General features: G+C 43.2%; 18 protein-coding genes. 15 read left to right on the top strand and 3 right to left on the bottom strand.

Features of this window, described 5'->3' with window-relative positions; genetic code table 11:
• Positions 1-287: 287 nt before the first annotated feature.
• The 11 genes from DEO27_RS11655 (at position 288) to DEO27_RS11605 (ending at position 19,209) form a co-directional block, all read left to right on the top strand.
• Positions 288-3,476 (top strand): SusC/RagA family TonB-linked outer membrane protein, encoded by a 3,189-nt coding sequence (locus DEO27_RS11655; RefSeq protein WP_112566091.1) that lies wholly within the window; start codon positions 288-290, stop codon positions 3,474-3,476.
• Between the two features lie 69 nt (positions 3,477-3,545).
• On the top strand, positions 3,546-5,048 hold the full coding sequence (locus DEO27_RS11650) for a RagB/SusD family nutrient uptake outer membrane protein (RefSeq protein ID WP_112566094.1): 1,503 nt from the start codon (positions 3,546-3,548) through the stop codon (positions 5,046-5,048).
• Between the two features lie 28 nt (positions 5,049-5,076).
• Positions 5,077-5,733 (top strand): hypothetical protein, encoded by a 657-nt coding sequence (locus tag DEO27_RS11645; protein WP_112566097.1) that lies wholly within the window; start codon positions 5,077-5,079, stop codon positions 5,731-5,733.
• A 33-nt stretch (positions 5,734-5,766) separates the two neighbouring features.
• A complete protein-coding gene (locus DEO27_RS11640; protein WP_112566100.1) occupies positions 5,767-6,747 on the top strand; it encodes a hypothetical protein in 981 nt (326 codons plus the stop codon).
• Positions 6,748-7,074: 327 nt separating this feature from the next.
• A complete protein-coding gene (locus DEO27_RS11635) occupies positions 7,075-8,058 on the top strand; it encodes an AraC family transcriptional regulator (RefSeq protein ID WP_112566103.1) in 984 nt (327 codons plus the stop codon).
• A 239-nt stretch (positions 8,059-8,297) separates the two neighbouring features.
• Positions 8,298-8,867, top strand: coding sequence for an RNA polymerase sigma-70 factor (locus DEO27_RS11630; protein WP_112566106.1), 570 nt, complete (start codon positions 8,298-8,300; stop codon positions 8,865-8,867).
• Positions 8,868-8,931: 64 nt separating this feature from the next.
• Entirely contained in the window at positions 8,932-10,071 is a 1,140-nt protein-coding gene (locus tag DEO27_RS11625) for a FecR family protein (RefSeq protein ID WP_112566109.1), read from the top strand.
• Between the two features lie 214 nt (positions 10,072-10,285).
• Entirely contained in the window at positions 10,286-13,633 is a 3,348-nt protein-coding gene (locus DEO27_RS11620) for a TonB-dependent receptor (protein ID WP_112566112.1), read from the top strand.
• A gap of 10 nt (positions 13,634-13,643) precedes the next feature.
• On the top strand, positions 13,644-15,230 hold the full coding sequence (locus tag DEO27_RS11615) for a RagB/SusD family nutrient uptake outer membrane protein (protein WP_112566935.1): 1,587 nt from the start codon (positions 13,644-13,646) through the stop codon (positions 15,228-15,230).
• 79 nt (positions 15,231-15,309) lie between these two features.
• Positions 15,310-17,112 (top strand): glycoside hydrolase family 35 protein, encoded by a 1,803-nt coding sequence (locus tag DEO27_RS11610; protein ID WP_190295387.1) that lies wholly within the window; start codon positions 15,310-15,312, stop codon positions 17,110-17,112.
• 105 nt (positions 17,113-17,217) lie between these two features.
• Positions 17,218-19,209 (top strand): beta-N-acetylhexosaminidase family protein, encoded by a 1,992-nt coding sequence (locus tag DEO27_RS11605; RefSeq protein ID WP_112566118.1) that lies wholly within the window; start codon positions 17,218-17,220, stop codon positions 19,207-19,209.
• A gap of 337 nt (positions 19,210-19,546) precedes the next feature.
• On the opposite strand, the gene DEO27_RS11600 is transcribed toward DEO27_RS11605, so the two are convergent.
• Positions 19,547-19,750 carry a hypothetical protein gene (locus tag DEO27_RS11600; RefSeq protein WP_112566121.1) on the bottom strand — a complete coding sequence of 68 codons (204 nt, stop codon included), beginning with the start codon at positions 19,748-19,750 and terminating at the stop codon, positions 19,547-19,549.
• A 162-nt stretch (positions 19,751-19,912) separates the two neighbouring features.
• On the opposite strand from DEO27_RS11600, the gene DEO27_RS11595 reads away from it, so the two are divergent.
• The 4 genes from DEO27_RS11595 to DEO27_RS11580 are packed head-to-tail and all read left to right on the top strand — an operon-like array spanning position 19,913 to position 22,854.
• Entirely contained in the window at positions 19,913-20,845 is a 933-nt protein-coding gene (locus tag DEO27_RS11595; protein WP_112566124.1) for an FAD:protein FMN transferase, read from the top strand.
• A gap of 25 nt (positions 20,846-20,870) precedes the next feature.
• The gene (locus DEO27_RS11590; RefSeq protein WP_112566127.1) at positions 20,871-21,092 is read left to right on the top strand and encodes a DUF4266 domain-containing protein; all 222 of its coding nucleotides are present in this window, start codon (positions 20,871-20,873) and stop codon (positions 21,090-21,092) included.
• An 11-nt stretch (positions 21,093-21,103) separates the two neighbouring features.
• Complete coding sequence (locus DEO27_RS11585; RefSeq protein ID WP_112566130.1) at positions 21,104-22,420, top strand: DUF3570 domain-containing protein; 1,317 nt, start codon at positions 21,104-21,106, stop codon at positions 22,418-22,420.
• A gap of 8 nt (positions 22,421-22,428) precedes the next feature.
• Entirely contained in the window at positions 22,429-22,854 is a 426-nt protein-coding gene (locus tag DEO27_RS11580; RefSeq protein ID WP_112566133.1) for a thioredoxin family protein, read from the top strand.
• Here DEO27_RS11580 and DEO27_RS11575 read toward each other — a convergent pair whose 3' ends face one another.
• Both DEO27_RS11575 and DEO27_RS11570 read right to left on the bottom strand, forming a co-directional pair.
• On the bottom strand, positions 22,855-24,105 hold the full coding sequence (locus tag DEO27_RS11575) for a sensor histidine kinase (RefSeq protein WP_112566137.1): 1,251 nt from the start codon (positions 24,103-24,105) through the stop codon (positions 22,855-22,857).
• Positions 24,105-24,776, bottom strand: a complete 672-nt coding sequence (locus tag DEO27_RS11570) for a response regulator transcription factor (protein ID WP_112566141.1) — start codon at positions 24,774-24,776, stop codon at positions 24,105-24,107. Before DEO27_RS11570 ends, DEO27_RS11575 begins: the two co-directional genes overlap by 1 nt.
• Between the last annotated feature and the right edge of the window lie 14 nt (positions 24,777-24,790).

The following is a 24,790-nucleotide window of genomic DNA, read 5'->3' as shown; positions in this document are numbered from 1 at the left end:
AGTACAGATGAATTACAGGTGTTTAGCGCGCTTATTCACTTTATAAGACAGCAGCTCACAAAAGACTTTTTTTGACTCAAGTAACCGATAGCACGGATTGGATAGGCTATGCCCTTTGTGTTCACAACGCCCTGTATTGTCATCTGTTTTAAAACCTGAAAACATTAAAAAAAACAATACATGGCATAAACAAAACAAACAGCCCTACCCCGCAACCAACCCAATCGTGCATCTGCACACATCACTAATATTTAGCAAATATTCAACTTACAACAAACCCCAAACACATGAGAAAACTTATACTATACCTTACTCTGTGCTGTATATTCTGTAGTTTCCTTAATCCCCTTTACGCTCAAACCAATGGTACTACAGTGCAGGGAAAGGTAAAAGATACAGAAGGAAAAGCAATAATAGGCGCCACAGTATCGGAAAAAGGAATGCCGGCTAATGGCACGGTAACAAATATGGAAGGCGCGTTTCAGCTTAAACTTAAAGGCAATACAAATACCATCGTAATCAGCCTGATAGGTTACAAAAGGCTTGAAGTTAAAGCCAGCGATAAAAATATATCATATACCCTGCAGGTAGACGAGCAATCATTAAACGACGTGGTTGTAGTTGGTTATCAAAGCCAAAACCGACGCGAGGTTACAGCGGCTGTATCGTCAATTAAAGGCAAGGATATTGCCAATATACCACAAGCCAGTTTTGATCAGATGCTGCAGGGGCGTTTGCCAGGCGTAAGCGTACTTTCAAGTACCGGCGAACTTGGAGCGAAAACAAATATCGTGATCCGCGGATCAACCAACGTTGACTTTGGTAATGCCAATGGTGGCAATTCGGGCCCGTTATACATTATTGACGGAGTTATTTTTGATGTAAACGCAATTGGAACGGCATACGGCAATAATAACCCGCTGGCGTTAATCAACCCTGCAGATATCGAATCGATAGATGTGTTAAAAGATGCTTCGGCAGCGGCTATTTATGGTGCAAGAGGTGGTAATGGTGTTATCATCGTAAAAACAAAGCAAGCTAAACGAGGCAAACCGCAGGTGTCAATTTCGGCATTTGCAGGAGTAACAACAGCTCCTAATTTAATTAAGGTTACCACCGGCGCGGCAGAACGTGCTTTGAAATTAAAGTTGCTGGAGGGGCAGCTTGGTTACAACAACATTCAGCAGGGCGTTATCCCCCGGGCGTTAACCGATAGCTTAAATCCGGCTTTTAATAACGATGTTGACTGGCAGGGATTGCTGATCAGGAAAACCACGGTAGTAAATAGTCAGAGCGCCGCTGTTGCAGGTTATGCAGGTACAACATCGTACCGTTTATCGGTAAACCATTACAATGAACAGGGGATACTGAACGGCTATGGGCTTGAGAAAATTACGCCGCATTTAAACCTGACAATTCAGCCGCTCAAAAAAATGTCTGTTGCGGTTGACCTGTTGATGAGCTCGCAAAGGCAAAGCCACGGGGTAGGCGGAGCGGGCGCTTATTTGTTTACAGCCTGGAACTTTCCGAGTTCGTTTTTGCAGCTTAGTCCGGAGCAGGTTGCCGTCTATAGCGGAAAGAATCATTATTACGACGACAACCGAACATTTACCATTGTTGGCTCTGTTCATCTAACGGATACCTTAGCAAAAAACCTCACTTTCAACAGTACCTATGGGGCAACAAATTATACCGATAAATACGACTATTTTTCTCCGCAGATCCTTAACGGTACATTGAATACTGCTTATAGTACTATCAGTAGCAGCCCTTCATGGTCGTTCGAAAATCTATTGCAGTACAATAAAGAGTTTGGAAAACATCGTTTCATTTTTGCGGTTGGCGCATCGCTGTACAGCTACGAAAATAACTATAACTATTCATCAGCCGCGGGTATAAATATTTCAGGAATATACACGGTGCAAACCGTACCGGCAGGTACTAATCTTAATACAAATTCAAGCTACTCGCGCAAAACTACCGAGTCATATTATGGCAGGCTTAATTATGATTACGCGGGCAAATACCTGTTTACCGCAAGTTTCCGCCGCGATGCCACGTCTATTTATAGCCCGCAGTACCGCTGGGGAACCTTCCCTGCTATGGCAGGCGGCTGGATAGTATCTGATGAGTCGTTTTTTGCCCCGATAAAAAAAGTAGTTAACTTTTTAAAATTCAGGGCAAGTTATGGTATCGATGGTAAAGATCCGGGCCAGTGGTATTCAAAATATCAAACCTTGAGCACAGATGCCAGCAGCTATGTGGGCACCAACGGAACCATCACACCTAATGGTTATTTGGGCGGGTATCCAAGTACATACAATGGCACCACCATCATTTCTCCTTTTCCGTATTATAATAACTATTCCAGTTTCGGCGTAAAATCAAGCAATAGCGTGCGCTGGGAAAAAGATCATCAGGTTGATTTTGGCGCTGATATGGAGCTATTTAACAGCCGCGTGAATATTACGGTTGACTGGTACCAGAAAGATGCAAAAGACGTATTCTTTTACAACGTGCCCGCGCAGGCAACAAGCGGTTACCAATTTTACTCAGGTAACTATGTAGATATCCGTAATCAAGGGCTTGAGTTTGCTACAAACATCAATGTTCTGGGGCCAAAATCGCCATTTAAATGGAATTTTAACTTCAATATATCTATCAATAAAAACCTTGTTACTAAACTGCCAAATAATAACCGGGACTTCCTTTTTGGCGACTCATGGTTTTATAAAACGCTTACCCTTGGCGAACCCTTATTTAGCTACAGGGTATTTCATACCAACGGCGTTTACGCAACTAATGCCGATGTGCCTACAGATCCTACTACCGGTAAAAAGGAAACCTACTATGGTGTACCACTGCAAGCCGGCGATCCCAAATATGTTGACGTAAACGGCGACTACAATATCACCAACGATGATAAATACATTGCCGGTAACCCCAATCCTAAATATACAGGCGGATTTGGCAGTTCCTTTAATTACAAACGCGTTACTCTAAGCTTTTTTGCCTCATTTGTTGCGGGTCGTAAAATATTGAACGGCGCTTTATCGGATGCGCTTAATGGCACCCGTAACCTTGGTGGCTGGGGAACAGTTGCCGGGGTAGCAACCTATACCAATACACTCAATCAGTTTTGGCAGGTTCCTGGCGATCAGACTACCTATGCCCGCCTTGTTTATCCAAATGGTTCGCAGACAGATCCCTGGAATATCGGTACCGACTATTTTATCAGAGATGGCAGCTTTATCAAATTAAAGAACGTAACACTGGGTTATGACCTGCCCGACAGGTGGCTTAAATCGCTGGGACTTAAACGTGTTAACGTGTACGTAATGGGCGACAATCTGGCCATTTGGAAGAAGGCAAAAGATATTGCCGATCCTGAATTGGTTGATGCTACAACAGGTTCGTCAAATGTGATCTATCCAACAGCGGCAAAATATACATTGGGTTTAAACATCGATCTGTAAACCGGATTGAATCGGGGATTGCCCGTTAATCTCTTTAAGCCAAATCACTTAAATTAAAATAACGTGAAAATGAAAGCTAAAAATAAAATATTATATATGACAGTGGTCGTGCTGTTGTTTGCTTCTTGTAAAAAGTTTCTTGATCAAACCCCGGTGAGCACGCCGACAGATCAAACCACCTGGAAAACAGAGGGAGATGCCAATGCAGGTGTAGCCGCCTGTTATTCGTTGCTAAGATCGGCCTTTAACGCCTCAATTGCCTACTACAGCTACGGCGACCTTACTTCGGGGGAGTTTTTAACGGCCGAAGACGCGTCGTTTAGTAACGTACTTAATATGCGCTGGGGAACTGCTGTGCAAAGTTCCTTTACTTACGATCCGTTGTTAAAACTTAGGATCTACACGCCTTTTTATACGGCTGTAGCGCAAAGCAACAGGAGCCTTGCTTACATCGATGCTATGCCTTTAACAGCGTTTACTGGTGATAATACGGCGTCGCAGACGGTATCAAAAAACAAGTACCTGGGCGAGGCTTATTTTACCAGGGCGTTTGCGTATTTTATTATGTGCCGTGTTTGGGGCGATGTGCCGCTGGTGCTGGAAAATACAGATGAAACGGTTTCTAAACAATATGGAAGAACATCGCAGGCAACAGTATTAAAACAAGCCATCGCCGATGCAACCAAAGCTACACAGTATTTAAACTTAAGAGATAATTCATCGGTAGACCGGGGAGTTCGTGCGGATAGGGGCGCGGCCTTTGCCTTGCTGGCCCACATTTATGCCTGGATTGGAGATTATGATAACTGCAATACAGCCTGTGATGCGGTAATTAATTCCGGATCATATAGTTTAATGAGTGCGGCAAACTTTATGGATATCTATAAAGGACAATCGCAGGAGAGTATTTTTGAAATAGCGCAGAATAATATATCTGAAAGCAGCGACGCGAATGCATATTATACTCTTGCCGGTTCAACCCTTACCGCTCCATATACAAAGCGTACCGTACCGGCCTGGGTTATTGATGATAGTAAGGTTAACGCGCTTTATACCGATACCAACGATGTTCGTTTGAAAAAAGGGTTCCTGCGTTTATCAAGCGGTACAACCTCTTTTTACGAGTGCATCAAATATGTTAATGTTCAAAATGTAAACGGTAACGCTAATTACCAGGTTTCATTAAATAATATCGTCATTTTCAGGCTTGCAGATATTGAATTATTAAAAGCCGAGGCGCTCTGCGCTAAATCCTCTCCGGATTATGGCACTGCCTTATCATTGGTAAATAAGGTTCGTGCCGCCCGTAATGCAGCTTCTGTTACAGGTGTGGCAGGCGCCGATGTTTTACAAACAGTAAGTGATGAGCGCGGACGGGAATTGTTTTTGGAGGGGCACCGCTTTTATGACCTCGTGCGTCTTGAACGAATAAACCACTTACAGCAATTCGACAACATTTCAACCGGTGAGTTTGCCGCGGGGAAATATTACTGGCCACTTGATCCAACATTGTTTATTAACAACTCCCAGCTTACGCAAACTGCATTTTGGGTGGGTAAAGTGATGAATTGATAACGTGCTTAATTAAAGAACAGAAAACATGAAACATAGTATAAAAAATAATATCCTGATCATACTTGGGCTTTTCATGGCCTGTAGCATGGTTGCCTGCAAAAAAAACGGGTATCTCACAGATGGGGGCGTAAGCAAAGCCTACACCTCGTACTCTACCTACGATTATTTGAAAAATAACCAGTATCATCAATTTGATACAGTTATCATGCTCATTGATCATTACAAGCTGAAAGACGCTGTTAATAATGCCAAAACATTTTTCGCATTTACAGATATGTCGGTAAACGGGCTTATGAAAACATTGAAAGTTACCAGCATTGATCAGCTTACAGACTCGGTAAGCTCTAAACTCTTTAGTCAGTACATGTTCAACAAAACCATAACGCTTGATGATGCTACCTTAAATTCTGTGCTGTATACCAATGAGGTTGGTACAGCAGCGCCATCAGCCATTAAAAAGATAAGCACAGGCGTACCGGTTTATCTGGCTAATAGCGCCCCTACGTTTAATTACTTCACCCTGGAGTATGTGAAGGTAAATGGTGTGGTTGATGGTTCGCCGGGTGCACCTGCCGATGATCCTGTCGACTTAGTTTTGCAATGTCAAACCACAGGCGTACAAACAAGTACCGGAACCACATTGCATGTGCTGGTAAATAACGCGGCTCTTAATAAACTATAGTATTGATGTATTTTATATTAAAATCATAACAACATGCTCAAAAATAAAAAATCGGGGTTTGCGTCACTTTTATTGGCGATTACCTTGCTGATCATATATGGCTGTCAAAAGGTACCTAAGGGCTTTATAAGCGATAATATTTTTTATAACATTAACCCTTTCACCGTTTCGCAGGGGATAACTACGGTTTCTACCGGTCTGGTTATTGATGGTTCCACAACACCACTGAATGTTAAGTTATTAGCTGTAAGGGACATGGCTACCGGTAAAGATGCCTCCGGCGTTTTGCTGAAGCTGGATACCATCAGGGTATTTAAGGGGACTGTTGATTATAACGACTCAACCGAGGCGTTATTGAACCTTAAATTAAAGGACAGTACACTTGCTCCGTTTAGTATCAATGGGATAGGTGGCCGGCTTCAATTTACGCAGGCCACTAAATTTGTTCCGTTAGGCAACTATAACTTTGATATCCAGGTTTCCAACATCCGCGGAACAAAAATCATCAATAACGCTTGTAAAATAATAGTTCAGGGAGCCTCGCCAGATACGCTTACTTATTTGGCCTACAATCAATCTGATAGTAAGTTTACAACCTTTGTAACCAAAGCAGCATCGTTGCTGGATGTTAAAATAACCCATAATGCCGCGGGCCCTAATAAGATTATTTATGTATGGAAGGATAAAAATGGCAATCCCTTTAATCCGTCAAAGGGCGAAGTGATCGGGAGACCGGCACGTCCCATCTGGTCGGACTGGGACCCATACTATCCGCAGTTGAAGACGGATACTTCTTTAGAATATGGCTATCCGGCAGGCGTGCCGCAAATGCCGGTTTTTAGCGCCGCGAAAAAGTACCCGGGATTTGGTACCGCAATTACTTATTATAGCATAGCCGGAACACACAATGATTCGGGCTCCAATGCAAACACCACATTCACCATAAATTACAACCTTACAAAAGGCACTTTTGTTGTGGTTGTTACAGTGAAAGACATTGTAAGGGTTCCATAGTATTTGTTTAATTTATTGCAAAAAGCTGATCGTTTGGTAACGGTTGGCTTTTTGTTGTTATAAGCTATTTTGAAGGTTTTAGGTGTGTAAATAGTAATTTTAAATGTTTGTTTTTTATTAGTGTTTAAAAAACAATAATAAAAGTATTTTTATTCGAAATTATTCAAATATGGCTTTATTTTTTATTTTTTAATGTTCAAAACACACTTAATAAATTCTGCCATTTGCAACAAATTAACTACTATTGGTTGGATATTATCTGATAAGGGTGTTGAATTAGCTTTTCAATTTTAGCACATGTAAATTCATGATTAATCAAACCAAATCATGAAAGTTTTACAGTTTACTATCCCCGTCCCACACGATAGAAGTATTATTGTTGAGAGAGTTAGTTTACCTCATCATTACCCTTATTTGCACAGACATAAGGAAATACAATTAACCTGGATCAGGAGCGGGCACGGCACCTTGATTGTTGGCAACAACGTTCATGATTATTGTGCTGGCGACGTATTTTTAATAGGAGCTAATCTGCCACATGTTTTTAAAAGCAGCGCCGAGTTTTTTGATCGCAGCTCTGAAAAAAAGGTGGAAGCGCTTACTTTTTTCTTTAATCCCGAAGAAACTTTGTTTTCCCTTTTAACCATGCCGGAAATGAAGTCATCATTAGCTTTTCTTCAACAAAACAAGAACGGTTTCAAAGTTCCTAACAGGATTGCCGATAAGGTAATTTATACCATGATAGCTCTTGATGGTACATCAGGCCTTGATCAGGTTATCCAGTTTGTTAACCTCATGGAATGTTTTTTAACGCCCGGATGTAAATATAATTCCCTGTCCTCTCAAAGCAGCCTCCCGTCTATCAAAGAGAGTGAGGGTTTAAGGATCGGTAAAATTTATAACTACATTATGCAGCATTATAACACAGCCATCGCGCTTGAAGATGTGGCCGATATTGCTTACATGACACCCGGCTCATTTTGCCGTTATTTCAAGAAACACACGGGCTACACTTTTATCTCATTTTTAAACGAGGTTAGGATAAATGAAGCCTGTAAAAAGCTCATTGCCCATAAATTCGAGAGCATTAACCATGTGGCTTACAAATGTGGTTTTGCGAGTATTACCAACTTTAACCGTGTTTTTAAATGCCTGGTTGGAATTACTCCCAAAAATTATATCGATAGGTACAATAACAATATATTTAGTATCAATAGGGATAATGATTATGAAAACCTGCACAAAGATCATCTGGACTTTCCCGCTTTTAACAAATCGCGCAAGCTGATGACTTCAGTTTTGAGTAAATAAATTATGGTAAGCCAGGTGTACAGTGGCGTAAAAAGCACTTATAATTTTATTCAAAATGAAGCTATTCCCCGGGTTTTTCGCGACGTTGACAACCATGCTTAGCATCCTGTAACAATGTTGTAGATTTTTACGGTAACACTGGGATTAATTGTTAAAACGACACATTGAGGTTAACAAATTGCTAATCTTAAGAAATAATTCCTTAATATTGAAAAATTGAATCTCCGTTTTAATTGTTAATGAGTGTTTTTAGGTCTCTTACTGATGCAGAGTTATTGGCAAAGCTACAACAAGGCGATGCTGGCGCTTTCACCGAAATACACTCCCGATATTATGCTGTGCTTTACAGGCACGCGCTGCAAAGATTAGATGACAGCGCTGAGGTTCAGGACTTGTTACAGGAGCTTTTTTCTTACCTGTGGGATAACAGGGAAACCATTCAATTTACCGTTAGCTTACAGGCTTATCTTTATGCAGCGGTCCGTAATCGCGTTATTAACGTTTATAAACGCAATCGATTGAAATATGATTATTTTGATTCGCTTCAGTCATTTATAGATAACGGTACTCCGGAAGCAGATCAAAACATCAGGCTAAAGCAACTTACCGAACTCATAGAAACAGAGGTTGAAAAATTACCATCACAAATGCGTTTGGTTTTTGAAATGAGCCGTAAGCAACATCTTTCGCACCAACAAATTGCCAATGAGCTTGATATCAGCGTGCTTACAGTGCGCAAACAAGTTCAAAATTCGCTTAAAATATTAAGGGTAAAACTGGGCACCTATCTTTTTTCAATTTTTTTATAATTCTTCTACTCCATAGCACCTTTTGAGTTGTCATTGGCATAATTAAAAGGAATTCCCCCTGCTTATGGACAAAAATTACCTTCAAGATTTATTGAAACGATATGATGAAGGCAATGCCTCCGAACAGGAAAAGGCTGTTGTTGAATCATGGTACCTATCATTCCGGTCCGAGAAACCGTCGCCGGAAATTGATGAGGAGTTTTTGCGCCAGCTACAGCAACAAAGCATAACCAGTTTGACCGAGCATGTACGCGGCGATAATAAAGTCCGCAAGATGCATCGCGGCCGGTTTTTGATCGCCGCCGCGTCGGTTACTATCGCACTTGTTGTTGGTGCTTACAAGTTTGTTAATTTCAATAATGAAAAGCGCAGTACTGCTGTCGCGCAAACGGCATCCGCCGAACTATTACCGGGCAGCAATAAAGTTACGCTCACCTTATCCAACGGAAACAAGGTGGTACTATCCGGTGCAAAAAATGGCCAGGTGGCCCGCGACGCCGGTACTGCCATTGATAAAACAGCGGATGGTAGCATTGCTTATTCATCTGAAGCCGGCGGCCATCAATCTGATGAGCCTCTGTTTAACACAGCCACTACACCCCGGGGCGGGCAATACCAGTTTACTTTATCAGATGGTACTAAAGTATGGCTCAACGCTGCTACCACCTTTAAATTTCCTGTGCAGTTTAATGGCACGGAAAGGAGAGTGGAACTTACAGGTGAGGCATATTTTGAGGTTGCCCATGATAAGAACAAGCCTTTTCGGGTAGTATCCAACGGGCAGGTTATTGAAGTTTTAGGAACTCATTTTAACGTTAATTCCTACGCGGATGAACGCGTGATCAGTACGACACTTTTAGAGGGAAGCGTAAAAATATCTCATAACGGCGCTAGCAAGGTGATTAAACCCGGCGAACAGGCCCGTCTTAGTGCTGATAAGCTTGATGTGGTTAAAGTAAACACGGATCAGGCCATAGCATGGAAAAACGGAATGTTTTATTTCCACGACGCGAATATGTATGATGTGATGCGCCAGCTTAGCCGCTGGTACGATGTTGATGTGAAATTTGACGGCAGCATCCCGGACAGGAAGTTTTCGGGAGGGATTTCGCGAAACGTAAACGCGGCACAACTGCTTGATTTGCTAACGTTTAAAAAGATCAATTACAAGATACAAGGCCGCACTATAGTTATTACTCCCTGAAAAATAATATCTATCCAATAATTTAAAACCCAACTAAACTTAAAATGAAAACAACATTACACCACAAGCCTTAGCGGCGCAATCAAAAAGGTGGTTAAATTAAAAAACGTACCCCGACGGCAATCAGGGTACGAAATACTTGAGTTAACCCCTTCCTTTTACGGAAATACGAATAATTGAACCTAATCGTGTATTAACCCAACTAATCAAAAGTATGAATTATAATGCTTTTTCTGTTGCCATGTCCAAAAAATGGCTGCCCAAAAAAATCCTCCTGGTTATGAAACTGACCACCATTTTTTTAATAGCCGGCCTGCTGCAGTGTAGTGCCAAAGCTTTTAGTCAGAAAATAAATCTTAACGAGCGCAATACCTCCCTGGCAAACGTGCTTGATAATATCAGCAAGCAAAGCGGATACGTGTTTTTTTATGATTCTAAAGATATCACCAATAAAACGGTTACCGTGAAACTCAACGGCGCTTCGCTGTCAGAAACTCTGGAAGAGTGCCTTCGTAATCTTTCGTTAAGCTACAAAGTAATTGATAAAACCATCATTCTGCAGGAAAAATCCGGCAGTGAAACGTTACGTGTAACACAAGTGGCTGTAACCATCACCGGACAGGTAAGTGATGATAAAAACCTCCCGTTGCCTGGAGTAACCGTAAAGGTAAAAGGAGGCACGGCAGTAGCAGTTACTGATGCCGATGGTAAATTTAAGATCGATGTACCAGGCAGCAACGCTGTGCTGGTGTTTTCATTCATCGGTTTTACTACCACGGAATTGCCGGCAACATCAGGCTCGCCAATGAACGTAAAGCTGGTGCCGGATATGGGTAAACTTAATGAAGTAGTTGTGGTTGGCTATGGTACACAGAAAAAGGTAAACTTAACCGGTTCAGTATCTTCAGTTAGCGGTAACGATCTTAACTGGAAACCCGTAGGCCAGGTATCAACCGCGTTACAGGGCGCGGCATCGGGTGTTACGGTAACCCAAAGCCAGGGTCAACCAGGCGCCGATCAGGGTACAATTCGCATCCGTGGTATAGGTACATTAAACAATAGCAATCCATTGGTATTGGTTGATGGTGTGCAAACCGATATTAATAATGTTGATGCCAATGATATCGCTTCCGTTTCGGTGCTGAAGGACGCTGCCGCCGCTTCAATTTACGGTGTAAGAGCTGCAAATGGCGTGGTATTGATCACTACCAAACGTGGTGCCTCAGGTAAAGCGGCAGTTAGCTATTCAGATTACTTCGGCTGGCAAAACCCAACCCGGATCTCAAAGTTTGTAGGTGCGCAGGAGTTTATGCGTCTGGCCAACCTGATGTATACAAATTCAGGTGCCGGCGCGGTATATTCAGATGCGCAGATAGCCGAATATAACAATCCTAATCGCGACCTCAACTTATACCCGGATAATTACTGGCTTAAAGATATCCTTACCGGCAGTGGTTTTCAACAGCAACACAGCCTGTCAGTGTCTGGCGGTGGCGAGAAAAATACTTATCGTTTCTCAACAAACTATTTTAACCAGGACGGTCTGATCAAACAAATGAACTATGACAGGCTCACCGTAAGGCTTAATACCGACACCAAGATCACCAAACGTTTGGATTTCAGCGCCGATATATCTGCCAATATTTCTAAACAGCAGGAGCCACAAGGCGTAGCCGGATCTGCATGGTTTCAATTCGGCCAGGCGGCTATTGCTAACCCTTTAAGTGTTAACCAGTATACTGATGGCACTTGGGCTACACTTCGTGGCGGCCAAAATCCGCTCAGGCTACAGGACGAAGGCGGACTTTACAGCTATAAAAAGAACCTGTTTATCGGCAACTTTAAATTAAACTACCAGGTTATAGATGGGCTTACCCTTACCGGTACGGCATCTGATAACTATCAAAGCTCATATAACAGCCTGCATAATAAGGCATTCGACTACGTACAGTATGATACCAAAAACACACTTACAGTAGGGCAGAATGATATTACGAAACAATACACCGGTTATTGGTTCCAGAACTACCAGGGTTTGATCAATTATAAGAAAACCTTTGGAAAACATAACCTGAGCGTTTTGGCGGGTGCTTCACGCTTGAGCGAAAATTATGATTACCTGACGGCTTTCAGAAAAGATATTCCGGATGGCGATCTGTCTGAGATCAATGCCGGTTCGGCAAGTACTTCTACCAACACGGGTACAGCTACCGAATACCTGCTTGTATCATATTTTGGAAGGTTAAATTATTCGTTTGACGATAAGTATTTGTTTGAAGCTAATATCCGTCGTGATGGTTCGTCCCGCTTTCCTAAGGGATCAAATTATGGATGGTTCCCATCATTCTCAGCAGGCTGGAACATTGCCCGCGAAGAATTCATGAAAGATTTTTCGGGCATACAGGATTTAAAGCTTAGGGCATCGTGGGGTAAATTAGGTAACGATAACCCGCTTTCAACAAGCAACGCGGTTGTTAACTATCCATACCAGTCAACTTTTAGCTATAACAACAGTTATCCGTTCGGTGGTACATTAAATACAGCTGCAAGCCAGACAGTTTATGTGAATAATGGCCTTACCTGGGAAACCACCAAAATGGCCGACATCGGTTTTGACTTGGGTGTTTTAGATAATAAGCTGACTTTTACTTTTGACTATTACAACAAAACCACCGATAACATTTTATATGCCCTTCCTATTCCATCTACAGTTGGTTTTACTGCCTCGTATCAAAATGCTGGCAGCATGAACAATAAAGGCTATGAGTTTAGTGTAAATTATAAAGGAACTATCGGTTCTGATTTCAAATATTCGGTTGGTGCGAACTTATCGGACGTGAAAAATAAGATCACTGATCTGAAAGGAACAGATTATCTGTCTACCGATAACAATAACAATACATTCGGATTTATAACCGGAAAGCCTTTCCATTCTTACTATGGTTATCAGGTTGAAGGTATTTTCCAATCTGCGGCACAAGTTGCAGGACACGCAACTCAAACTGCTGGCACCGCGGCCGGCGACCTGATGTATAAAGATCAGAATGGTGATGGGGTGATAGACTCCAAAGACCGTGTTTACCTGGGTAGCGATATCCCACGTTATACTTATGCATTTAACTTAAGTGCGAGCTATAAAGGTTTCGATTTTTCAACCTTGCTGCAAGGGGTTGGAAAGATTGATGTAAGCACCTTGGTAATGCAAAGGGCGCCAACAAGTACCGATGGTAATTTCAAAGCCGTTCAGCAGGATAGCTGGACACCAACAAACACCGATGCTACTTATCCAAGGTTAACTACTTCAACTCAAAACTACCAGGCTTCTTCATTCTGGATTAAGAGCGGCGCCTATTTAAGGGTGAAAAGCGCGCAGTTTGGCTACACGTTTAAGCCTGCTTTGATCAGCAAACTTGGCCTGTCTAAATTAAGGCTATATGTGTCAGGCCAAAACCTGTTCACCTTCAGCAGCCTGCCAAGCGATATCGATCCTGAATCGCCAAATGATAACCGCTACTATCCACAGGTTAAAACTTACACCTTTGGTATTAACGCAAATTTTTAAAGCAACAGAGATGAAAAAGATTCAACATATCATATTAATGCTGGCTGTTGTGGCAGTGGGTTTTTCGGCTTGTAAAAAAGACCTGCTTGACAAACAGCCATTAGATGCCTCATCAGGAGCAACCTACTGGAAAACCGAAACCAACGCCGTACAGGCAGTAAATAGCATTTATCTTTATTTGGGTGATTTTACCAACAGGATATTTTTGTCATGTGCCACCGACGATAGCTATTCATGGAGCAACTGGCCTTCAGATATACAATATGCAGGTAACGGAACCGGTACCGCGAGCAATGGTGTATTCAGCAGTTACTGGTCAAACTTTTATAAAATGATAGGAGCGGCCAATAATGTACTGGATAACATCAACAAAGTAACAGGCATGAGTGATGAAATGCACAAAAGGCTTGTTGGCGAATCGCGCTTTTTAAGGGCGTACGCTTATCAGCAATTGATAGGCATGTATGGCGATGTGCCTTTAATTACTCATGTACAGGCCATCAGCGAATTTAACGTTAGCAGAACGCCGAAAGCCAATGTGTCTAACTTTATAGTGGCCGAATTGGATACCGTTGCCAATTACCTGCCGCTTAGTTACGGCACTGCAGATCAGGGCAGGATAACCCGTGGCGCTGCTTTAGCTTTAAAAGCAAGGGTATTGCTTTATAACGCGCAATACACAGAGGCTGCTGCTGCTGCAAAAGCGGTAATGGATCTGAACCAGTACAGTATAGATGGCGATTACCTGAGCTTGTTTAACGGTACCAATAAAACCAGTCCGGAAATTATCCTTGCCGGGCAATATATTGCCAATACCTATGCCAACGGAACGGCTACCTGGGTTGGCGGACCTACAGTTGGCGGCTGGTCGCAGGTAGTGCCGCTGCAGAAGCTGGTTGATGATTATGAATGTACTGATGGTAATACCATTGATAATTCGCCATTATATAACGCCGCAAAACCATTTGACAACCGCGATCCAAGGCTTAAACTGACGGTTGTTGTGCCTGGTACTGTTGTGAATGGCAATACTATTGATATTACCAACCCAAATTCTATCGATGCATTGGGTAAAAACAATGCTTCCTTTACCGGTTACTATTATAAAAAATACATACCAACGGTAATTTCAGGAAATTATGATTCAAACTCATCAAATGATATTGTATTGATCCGCTATGCGGAAGTATTGTTGAACTACGCTGAAGCCAAAATAGAGGCTGGCACAATAGATCAGTCTGTTTACGATGCTATTAATAAAGTAAGGCAAAGGCCAGGTGTTAACATGCCTGCGTTAACAGCTGCCAAAGCTGCAACACAGGCACAACTCAGGGCCGCTGTAAGGCGCGAAAGACATGTTGAATTCCCGATGGAAGACAACCGTTTGTTTGATATTCGCAGGTGGAAAATAGCGGAAACTGTAATGCCTGGTAATGCTTACGGTATCCTTAACTATTTTAATTCATCAAGGGCAGATTACGGGCAGCATATTCTTGTTGAAAAAAGGCAATTTAATGTTAATCGCGATTACCTGTGGCCAATCCCTCAAAATGAGGTTGACCTGAACAAACAACTGGTTCAAAATCCGGGCTGGTAAATAATTCAATATAACCGGAAAGGTTTATAAATTTCCGGTTATATTACCCTAAATTAATCAATAACTATACCCCATAATAATGAAAAAGATACTCCTGTTTGTTCTTGTTATTTTAACATCGGGTATTGCTGAAGCTCAGCAAAAACATGTTTTTTCGTTAGGCAAAAGCGAATTTTTGCTTGATGGTAAACCCTTTCAAATCATTAGTGGCGAAATGCATCCGGCCAGGATACCTAAAATGTACTGGCGTCACCGTATTCAAATGGCCAAAGCTATGGGCTGTAATACCATAGCCGCCTACATTTTCTGGAACTATCATGAACAGGAAAAAGGTGTGTTCGACTTTAAAACGGAGAACAGAAACATAGCTGAATTTATAAACCTATGTAAGGAAGAAGGTATGTGGGTATTGCTTCGTCCAGGTCCTTACGTTTGTGCCGAATGGGATTTTGGCGGCCTTCCTCCATACCTGCTATCCATTCCTGATATCAAACTAAGATGTATGGATCCCCGGTATATGGCCGAAGTTACACGGTTTGTGGGCGTGTTGTCTGAGCAGGTAAAGGGTTTACAATGCACTAATGGCGGCCCTATATTAATGGTTCAGGTAGAGAACGAGTATGGCAGCTATGCCAATGACAGGGAGTATGTAAACGCGCTAAAAGAACTTTGGGTTAAAAACGGCATTAACGTGCCATTTTATACAGCCGATGGGCCAACCGCGTTTATGCTGGAAGCTGGCGGCGTTGATGGCGCGGCAATAGGTTTAGACAGCGGCTCAAGCGATGCCGATTTTGAGCAGGCTACCAAACAAAACCCCAACGTACCTTCGTTCAGTAGTGAAAGTTATCCGGGGTGGTTGACCCATTGGAAAGAGAAATGGCAAAAGCCAGGTAATGATGGCATTTTGAAAGATGTTACTTACCTGCTTGAGCATAAGAAATCTTTTAACTTATATGTTGTACACGGCGGTACCAATTTTGGCTTCAATGCGGGGGCTAACGCATTCACGCCAACGCAGTTTCAGCCTGATGTTACCAGCTATGATTATGACGCCCCGGTTAACGAGCGCGGCGAACCTACTTCAAAATACTATGCTTTGCGTAACCTCATTGCCAAATATGTAAAATACAAAATACCCAATGTGCCAAAGCCAACTCCTGTGACTGAAGTTGCAGCTTTTAACATGGAACCGGTAAATACAATCTGGAACGAATTACCAACGGTAGTAAAGTCAGCTCAGCCGGTGCCTATGGAGGCACTTGGTCAATACTACGGTTTTATTTTATATCGAACCAAGTTGGTAGGCCGCAAAAGCGGAACGCTTACCATTACCGAACCACATGATTATGCCCTTGTATTACTGAATGGCAAGCTTGTGGACACGGTTTATCGCGATGGTGGTAAATGGACCGTTAAGTTGCCGCCCTCAGATGTAAAAGATCCGCAACTTGATATCCTGGTGGAAAATATGGGCCATATCAATTTTGCACAATACATGGTTGATAGAAAGGGGATCACCGACAGGGTAACATTAGAAGGTATGACACTCACAAACTGGGAGATTTATAAACTCCCGATGAATGATCAGTTTATCGCCTCGCTTAAATCAACTGAAAATAAAGATTTTCATGATGGTACATTTTTTAAAGGGAAATTTGATCTGAAAACTGTAGCCGATACCTATCTCGATTTGAGTAATTTCAAAAAAGGTGTGATCTGGGTTAACGGACATAATCTTGGAAGGTATTGGAATGTGGGTCCGCAGTTTCATTTGTATTGCCCTGCAAACTGGTTAAACATAGGCGAGAATAATGTTACGATATTTGATTTGCACGAAGTAGCTGCAAAAACCATCAAAGGTGTTAAAACCCTTGAGTAATAAAGGTCAATATCGATGGCCTGCACCGGTATAATTTCGTAAATTGATAATAACTCATTAAATAGCGCTCCCAAAAGGAGCGCTATTGCTATAAATTTGAATTAGATGAAAAGAGTATATACTTGTTTAATTGCCCTGGCGCTTGGCAGCAACATTGTTGACGCGCAGGTCTCCAGCCAACAAATTAACGCCACCGGGCTTACGCAACCTGTAACGCTGCCGGCAATATTTCCCGCTCCTGTATCTGTGAATCTTGGGAAAGGCCTAATTTCTTTAACTAAAACAATAGTTTTGATTGAAGCTAAGGGTGCCGATCAGGAAAGTGTGATGCTGGTCCGCCGCATTCTTAGATCTTCGGGAGTTGAAACCATTAAAACCGCGCAGCAGTTACCAGCTAACTTAGATGGTCTCTACATTGTTATAGGTAATGGTGATGCTCCGATTTTACGCTCGGCACTCGCGCGATGTGCGGCACAACCCGATACTCAAGCCGAAGGTTACACTATTGCAAGCATGTTGGGTGGCTCTGGCGCGCTTATCACACTTGCCGGTAAGGACGCTGATGGTTTATTTCATGCCGCGCAAACTTTCCGTCAACTAATTCACCATTCGGCAGTACCTGCTCTTGTCATTCAGGACCACCCTGCAATGCCGATTAGGGGAACTATAGAAGGTTTTTATGGTGCTCCATGGTCAATGGAAGCGCGGAAAAAACATCTCGATTTCCTGGCCACTGTTAAGGCCAATACCTACGTTTACAGCCCTAAAGATGATCCCTATGCCCGTGATCGCTGGCGGGAAGCATATCCTAAAGCAGTTTTAGCCGAGCTTAGTAAACTGGTTTCGGTTGCCCGGGCTAACCATATCAATTTTGTGTACGCGATCTCTCCTGGGCCCTCTCTGTGTTTTTCAGATCCTGAGGATCTCCAGGCCATTGAACGTAAATTTGACGCCCTGCGTTCAATAGGTGTACATAATTTTTATGTAGCGCTCGATGATATTGAGTACACCAAATGGAATTGCGAAATCGACAAAACAAATTTGGGTACCCCCAGCGCGGAAGCGGCGGGGATAGCCCAATCCAAGTTTTTAAATCTTGTACAAGCCAGTCTTAATGCTCATGACCCGGAAGCTCGTCCGCTTATTATGGTGCCGACTGAATATTATGATGCCAAAGAAAGTCTATACAAAGCCGCGCTAAGGAAAAATCTTTATCCCAAAATAGTTGTGCAGTGGACCGGCACCGATGTAGTGCCGCCTGCTATTGCAATTTCTGATGCAAAGGCCGCTACTAAGGCATTCGGCCGTAAAACATTGTTGTGGGATAACTATCCTGTAAATGACTATGCCCAAACCACAGGTCGTCTGTTACTTGCTCCTTACACGCGACGGGAAGCCGGATTATCCGGAGAACTTACCGGAATCCTTTCCAATCCAATGAACCAGGAAGCCCCAAGCCGGGTTGCCGTGACTGGGGTGGCCGCTTTTGGCTGGAATGATAAGGCTTATGATGCCGAACGTACCTGGACTTACGCGGCACGTGTGCTTGCCGGTGGTGACGAGCAGGCGACAGCAGCATTGTTGACTTTTTTTGATACCCAACATATGGCTCCAACTTTCGGTAGTCAGCCATGGCAGCAACAGGCTCCCCGTTTAAAAATGGTGCTTGATGACGTACGCGATGCAATTGCTTTGGGTAATAATGAGGCCCGGCACCGTGCAATTACAGCGCTGGCCCAAAAAGCGACGGAGTTAGCCGCGGCTCCTGATCTTATCCGGTCGGGAACTATAGATACCGCGTTTGCCCGGGAGGCACGCCCATGGCTTGATGCCATGCAACTATGGGGTAGGGCACTTCAGTTAACAGCGGCAGGTCTTGACGCTGCCAATAGAGGAAGTTCAGTGGCAGACCGTTATTTTGATAATGCTAAACAACTGGCTGCTCAAGCGGCTGCCATCCGTACGTTGCCGGGTGTTACCAGAACTGAAGGACCGATCAAGATAGCTGATGGAGTGCTGGACACTTTTGTGAATGACGCGCCAACTCTGATCGCGTTTGGCTCTAAGAACGCCCCTGACGCATCCACAGGAAATTAAGGAGCGCTTCTCGGCCTTACCTGTATTTATACTTAATATGCAGGTTAGGCTGGGGATATTGATTTAACGTTTTACAGTAAACGCAAAGCCTGAACCTCGCGAATCCTTTACGTCGTAATATTTGAAATTCCGGCAAACAGAGGGAATGAATGCTGAACCTGTTTGCGATGTCCATTTTTCTATTTATCAAACAGCGGAGATCTGTCAGCGGAAAACCGTAGGGCGGATATTCCGTTGTTTCTTGAAGTAATTGGATAAATGGCTTCGCGATCATCCGGATGCAGACCTTCCAGGAAATTCCTTTCATAACTGATAAGCTACTGGTGTTCAACGCCAACTAAGCCGCGGCAACGCTGATCCATTCTAATTGATTATTAACCAGATCATATTTGAATAAGCCTAAGGATGCAGCCGCTTTCGACAAACGAATCTGCTCCAATGCCAGATGTAATTGCAGAGTGGTTATTACCTGTTCGATTACTTCAATGGCAACTACTATTATCCCCGGTGATTTTTCCGCCACTGTCACTGAAAGGTTCATTGACAAAGTTAAAATACCCCGTTTTCAGTTAGTGATTATATATCGTATCGCTTTAATAACCTTTAACTTACCGATACAAAAGCAGTATTCGTCGATACTCCGGTCATTTTCATCTTAACTACAAAATCTGCAGTTACTATTGTATAATTAAACACCCTGATTATGCATAAAGAGCAACTGGTAAAGCAGGAGCGCCAGCTCATGGGCAATCGTTTTCAACTGAGCGTAGTTACAGACGACACAATATGGGCAAATAACTGTATTTCCGCAGGCATCGAAGAAATCCGGAGGATTGAAAGGCTACTCACTACTTTCAGTGATGACAGCGAAACTGCACGCGTTAACGAAGCAGCCGGTATAGCTCCTGTTCAAGTTAGTCGTGAAACGTTTGAGCTGATCCACCGTTCAATCCGTATCTCTTCCATAACCCAGGGGGCATTTGACATTACCTATGGTTCGATAGATAAACGTCTTTGGAATTTTGACCAGGGGCTAACCTCATTACCTGACAGGCAAACGGCAGCGCAAATGGTCAGGCTTATCAATTATCGGAATATTGTGCTTGATGAAACCAACAGTACGGTTTTCCTGAAAGAAAAAGGTATGCGCATGGGCTTCGGCGGTATCGGGAAAGGCTACGCGGCCGACCGCGCTAAAGCCGTCATGCAGCAAATGGGCGTTCAAAGTGGGGTAGTAAATGCCTCCGGCGATCTGAGTGCCTGGGGTACTCAGGCTAATGGCCGTCCATGGACAGTAGGCATAGCCAACCCCGACTGGTCAAGCGAAGTTTTTTCTTATTTGGAAATGAGCAACCTGGCAGTTGCCACTTCTGGTAACTACGAAAAGTTTGCAATTATTGATGGTAAACGGTATTCCCATACTATTAATCCCCGTACAGGTCTGCCGGTAACGGGCATTAAAAGCGTAACCATTATTACTGCTCACGCCGAGCTTGCTGATGCCATGGCTACGCCGGTTATGGTAATGGGTATTAGCGCCGGCCTTAACCTGATCAATCAGCTGCAGGATATGGAGGCAATCATTATAGACGATTACAACTGCATTTACACTTCCCATAATATTCATTTGAATTAATCCCTTAATAATTTCAAGCACATATATGACCAAGCACCTAATTAAATTATTGATAGCACTACTGATATGCTCGCTAACGTCGGCATGCGTACACGTACGTGAATACCAAAAAAACAAACTGAATGATGCCGAAATGGCTTTGGCCAATCGTAAAGCCGAGAGAAATGAGCTAAACTTTCAATCCTATCGCGAAGGAGCCTCTGGTGCCAATGCAGGAAAAACAGGTGGCGGGTGTGGTTGTAACTAACGCGGAAAAATATGAAGAAGATATTTTTAACCGCGGCCGGTTTTGCCATGCTTTGCCGGATAAACGCTTATGCCCAGGTAATGAAAACGGATACCGCGAAAAAGGTATTCAGCCTTGCGGAACCTCCTTCCACTGCCGACAATTCGGGATATCAAACCAAGCCACTGCGCGTAGAGGAAGTAAACCTTGTTTCAAGTTATTATTTGCAGAATGGCAATCACTCTGCCGTAACCGGAGGCATTGGTACTGAGCATGTAACAGACCTTTCAAACGGGATCAACCTCAAGTTGGTTTGGACTGGTCCCGGCCAACATAAAAACACCATTGATGCCGGTTTGGGATTTGATCACCATACCTCGGCCTCGCAGGCATTTATCAACAAATCCGGAGCTTCAAGTACCGGTGGCAGCAGAATTTACCCTTCGGTGGATTGGACAAGCGAAAACGAAAAGAAAGGTACCAGTTTTGGGGTTGGGACATATATTTCTTCCGAATATAACTACAGATCAATAGGAGCCGATTTGCATTTTTCGGCAAAAACAGCTAATAAGATGGGCGAATTTGGTGTAAAGCTACAGGGATATTTTGATCAGGTAAGATTGATCTACCCATCGGAGTTTATCCCAACATCTACAACAACTACCACGGGCGGCGCTACTGTTATCACTACGGCCAGCGGGCGTACATCAACACTCAGTGCCGATGGCAGCGAGACTAAATCAAGTATACCATCTTCACCACGAAATACCTACAGCGCATCATTCTCCTATAGTCAGATCATCAATCCCCGGTTACAGATCATGTTTCTTGCAGATGTTGTTACCCAAAATGGCTACCTGAGCTTACCTTTTCACCGGGTTTACTTTAACACAGGTAGGGATACCATCGAACACCTTCCGTCGTCGAGATTTAAGTTGCCTTTAGGTTTCAGGGCAAATTATTTCCTGGGCGACCGAATTATCATTCGCACTTATTATCGCTTTTATACCGATAACTGGGGTACCCACTCTAATACTATCAATCTTGAGGTGCCGGTAAAGATTTCACCGTTCTTTTCTATCGCGCCATTTTACCGGTATTATGACCAAACGGCTGCAAAATATTTCGCGCCATATGAGGCCCATGCACCAACTGATACGTATTATACAAGCAATTACGAGTATGCCCAATTTCATGCCAATTTCTTCGGCGCAGGAATCAGGTTATCGCCTCCAAAAGGTGTAGCCGGTTGGCAAAGCCTGCATGAACTTGAATTGCGGTACGGACACTATCAGCAAACTACCGGGCTGGCATCCAATGTTGTTTCTTTAAGTCTTGGCTTTAAATAATTAAAACTATGAAACTATTATTTATTTATATCGCATTATTGTTTACGCCGGGTATGAGCTGGCTCGGTGATTTCAGCGCGGCAAAAAATCAAGCTACTCAACAGCACAAACGGATCCTTATTAATTTTTCAGGCTCCGACTGGTGTGGGCCATGTATCCGTTTACGTAGCGAGATACTGGAAACTGAAACATTTGAAGCTTACGCGAAAGATCACCTGGTGCTGGTAAGGGCCGACTTTCCACGGCAAAAGAAAAATCAACCCAGCAACGAACAAGTAAAATTGAACGAGGCCCTGGCTGATAAATATAATGCTGAAGGAAAATTCCCTTACACGCTGCTGGTTGATGAAACCGGTAAAGTTTTAAAGACTTGGGATGGCTTCCCGAATGAAACACCGGAGCAATTTGTTGACGACCTCAGTGCCGTTCGTTAATCAAAACCTGATGGTGAAAGTATGATATGGATTATCGAAACTATAATCAAGTTTCCAATTATAACCTTCACAGATATTACGAGCTATAGTTAAACCAAGCCCTGTACCTTCGGATGCAGGGCTTTTTTCAAATCGCTCAAATATTTTATCGGCATCAAGCTTGTCTGGTGCCCCGGTGTTGGCAAAGCTAAGCCGTTCTTTGTTCAGGTTGATTCTTATCTGGCCATAATTGTTGTTATGTCTTATAGCATTACCAAGCAGGTTATTCAATAAAATATCTATAAGGTAAGGACTGGCAGTTGCAATTACTGATTCGGTCTTTGAAGTCACGACAATGGATTTTTTAGAGGTGATCTCTGCAAACTGTCCAACCTTGTCGGCAAGAGCCGGCTCAAGGTGAACTTCTACGGCATCCTTGAAAAGCTGATGATCTATTTTCACCAATAGCAATAGCGACTGACCTAACCTGGAAAGTTTATTCCCTGCGTTATAAATATCCTGGAGCTGGGCCAGATGCTCTTCTGTTAAACTTTCGTCCTGTACCAGATTATCCAGCTTTGATGTGATCACGGCTATAGGGGTCATCATTTCATGCGAAGCATTTTCGGTAAAAGCCTTCAGGGCTAAGTATTCTAAACCGGCTTTCTCTTCCATAGCACTAATAGCCGCCTGAAGTTCCCGAAATTCGTCAACATTGGTTTCTGGTACACTATTTCCACCTTTCCCCGTAAGTGAGAATGCAAGCAGCCTATCCAGTAAATGGTAAAAAGGCTGCCAAAGTCCCCTTAGTAAAAACCTGTTTGCCAATAACAAGGCCAGCAGCAAGAGGCCTATCAGTAATATCGTGATCAGAAAAATGATCTGAACCAGATCATCTGTGGTTTCCTTTGATTCCACAATGGTCATCCGGTAATTAGTTTTGTCAAGGCGAACTATGGCGATAATAGCACGTGCCGACACAGGTTTTGATGCTCTGCCCGAGCTGATGATTGTGTCTGTTAATCGCGGCGGGGCCATCATCTGCCCTACAGGTTCAAATTTGGCCTGATAGCTATCAAACTCAAAAGGTTTGGGCAGGCGATGATGTTGCTGAATAAACTCATTCATTTCTCCCAATTCTTCTGCCAGGTCACGGTCAAACTGCTTGTCGGCTATATAGGATATTGCAAAATAGTAGATCCCGCCGGCTATCAACAGAACAACGAGCGAGGTCAGCATGCTTACACGGGTATATTGTGTGGCTAACTTCATCAGTTAAATTTATAACCTATACCATAAATGGCTTTGAAATAATCCCTCCCGGAATGGTCAAGGAGCTTTTTGCGCAGGTTTTTGATATGCGTATATATAAAGTCAAAGCTTTCGGCCAGATCGATATTATCGCCCCACAAATGTTCGGCAATAGCATTACGGGTTACTACTTTGCCCTTGTTGGCAATAAAATAAAGCAGCATATCATACTCCTTTCGTGTAAGTATCACCTGATGTTCATTTACCCGTACGTCCATAGCATCAAGATTGATAATAATATCCTCATACTGCAGCATGTGTACACCGTTAAATGCCCGACGCCGGTATACTGCCATGATGCGGGCTTTTAACTCGGCCAGGTGAAAGGGTTTTACAATATAGTCATCGGCTCCAAGGTTGAGGCCTGATAATTTGTCATCAAGCGAGTTCCGTGCCGAAATAATGAGTACGCCCTCGTCTTTACCCACTTCTTTCATGTATCTTATCACATCAAGCCCACTACCATCAGGCAGGCCAATGTCAAGCAGGATACAATCGTAATCATACAGCCCAATCTTTTCCATGGCGGCTTCGCGGTTGGTGGCCGTTTCGCATATGTTACCATCACCCGAAAAATAGTTGCTGATACTGTCCAGCAAAACAGGCTCATCTTCAATGACCAGTAGTTTCAATTTTTAATAGATTA

The sequence above is a fragment of the Mucilaginibacter rubeus genome (assembly GCF_003286415.2).
GTDB classification, from domain to species: Bacteria; Bacteroidota; Bacteroidia; order Sphingobacteriales; family Sphingobacteriaceae; genus Mucilaginibacter; species Mucilaginibacter rubeus_A.
This window is presented reverse-complemented; position numbering and strand designations above follow the sequence as displayed.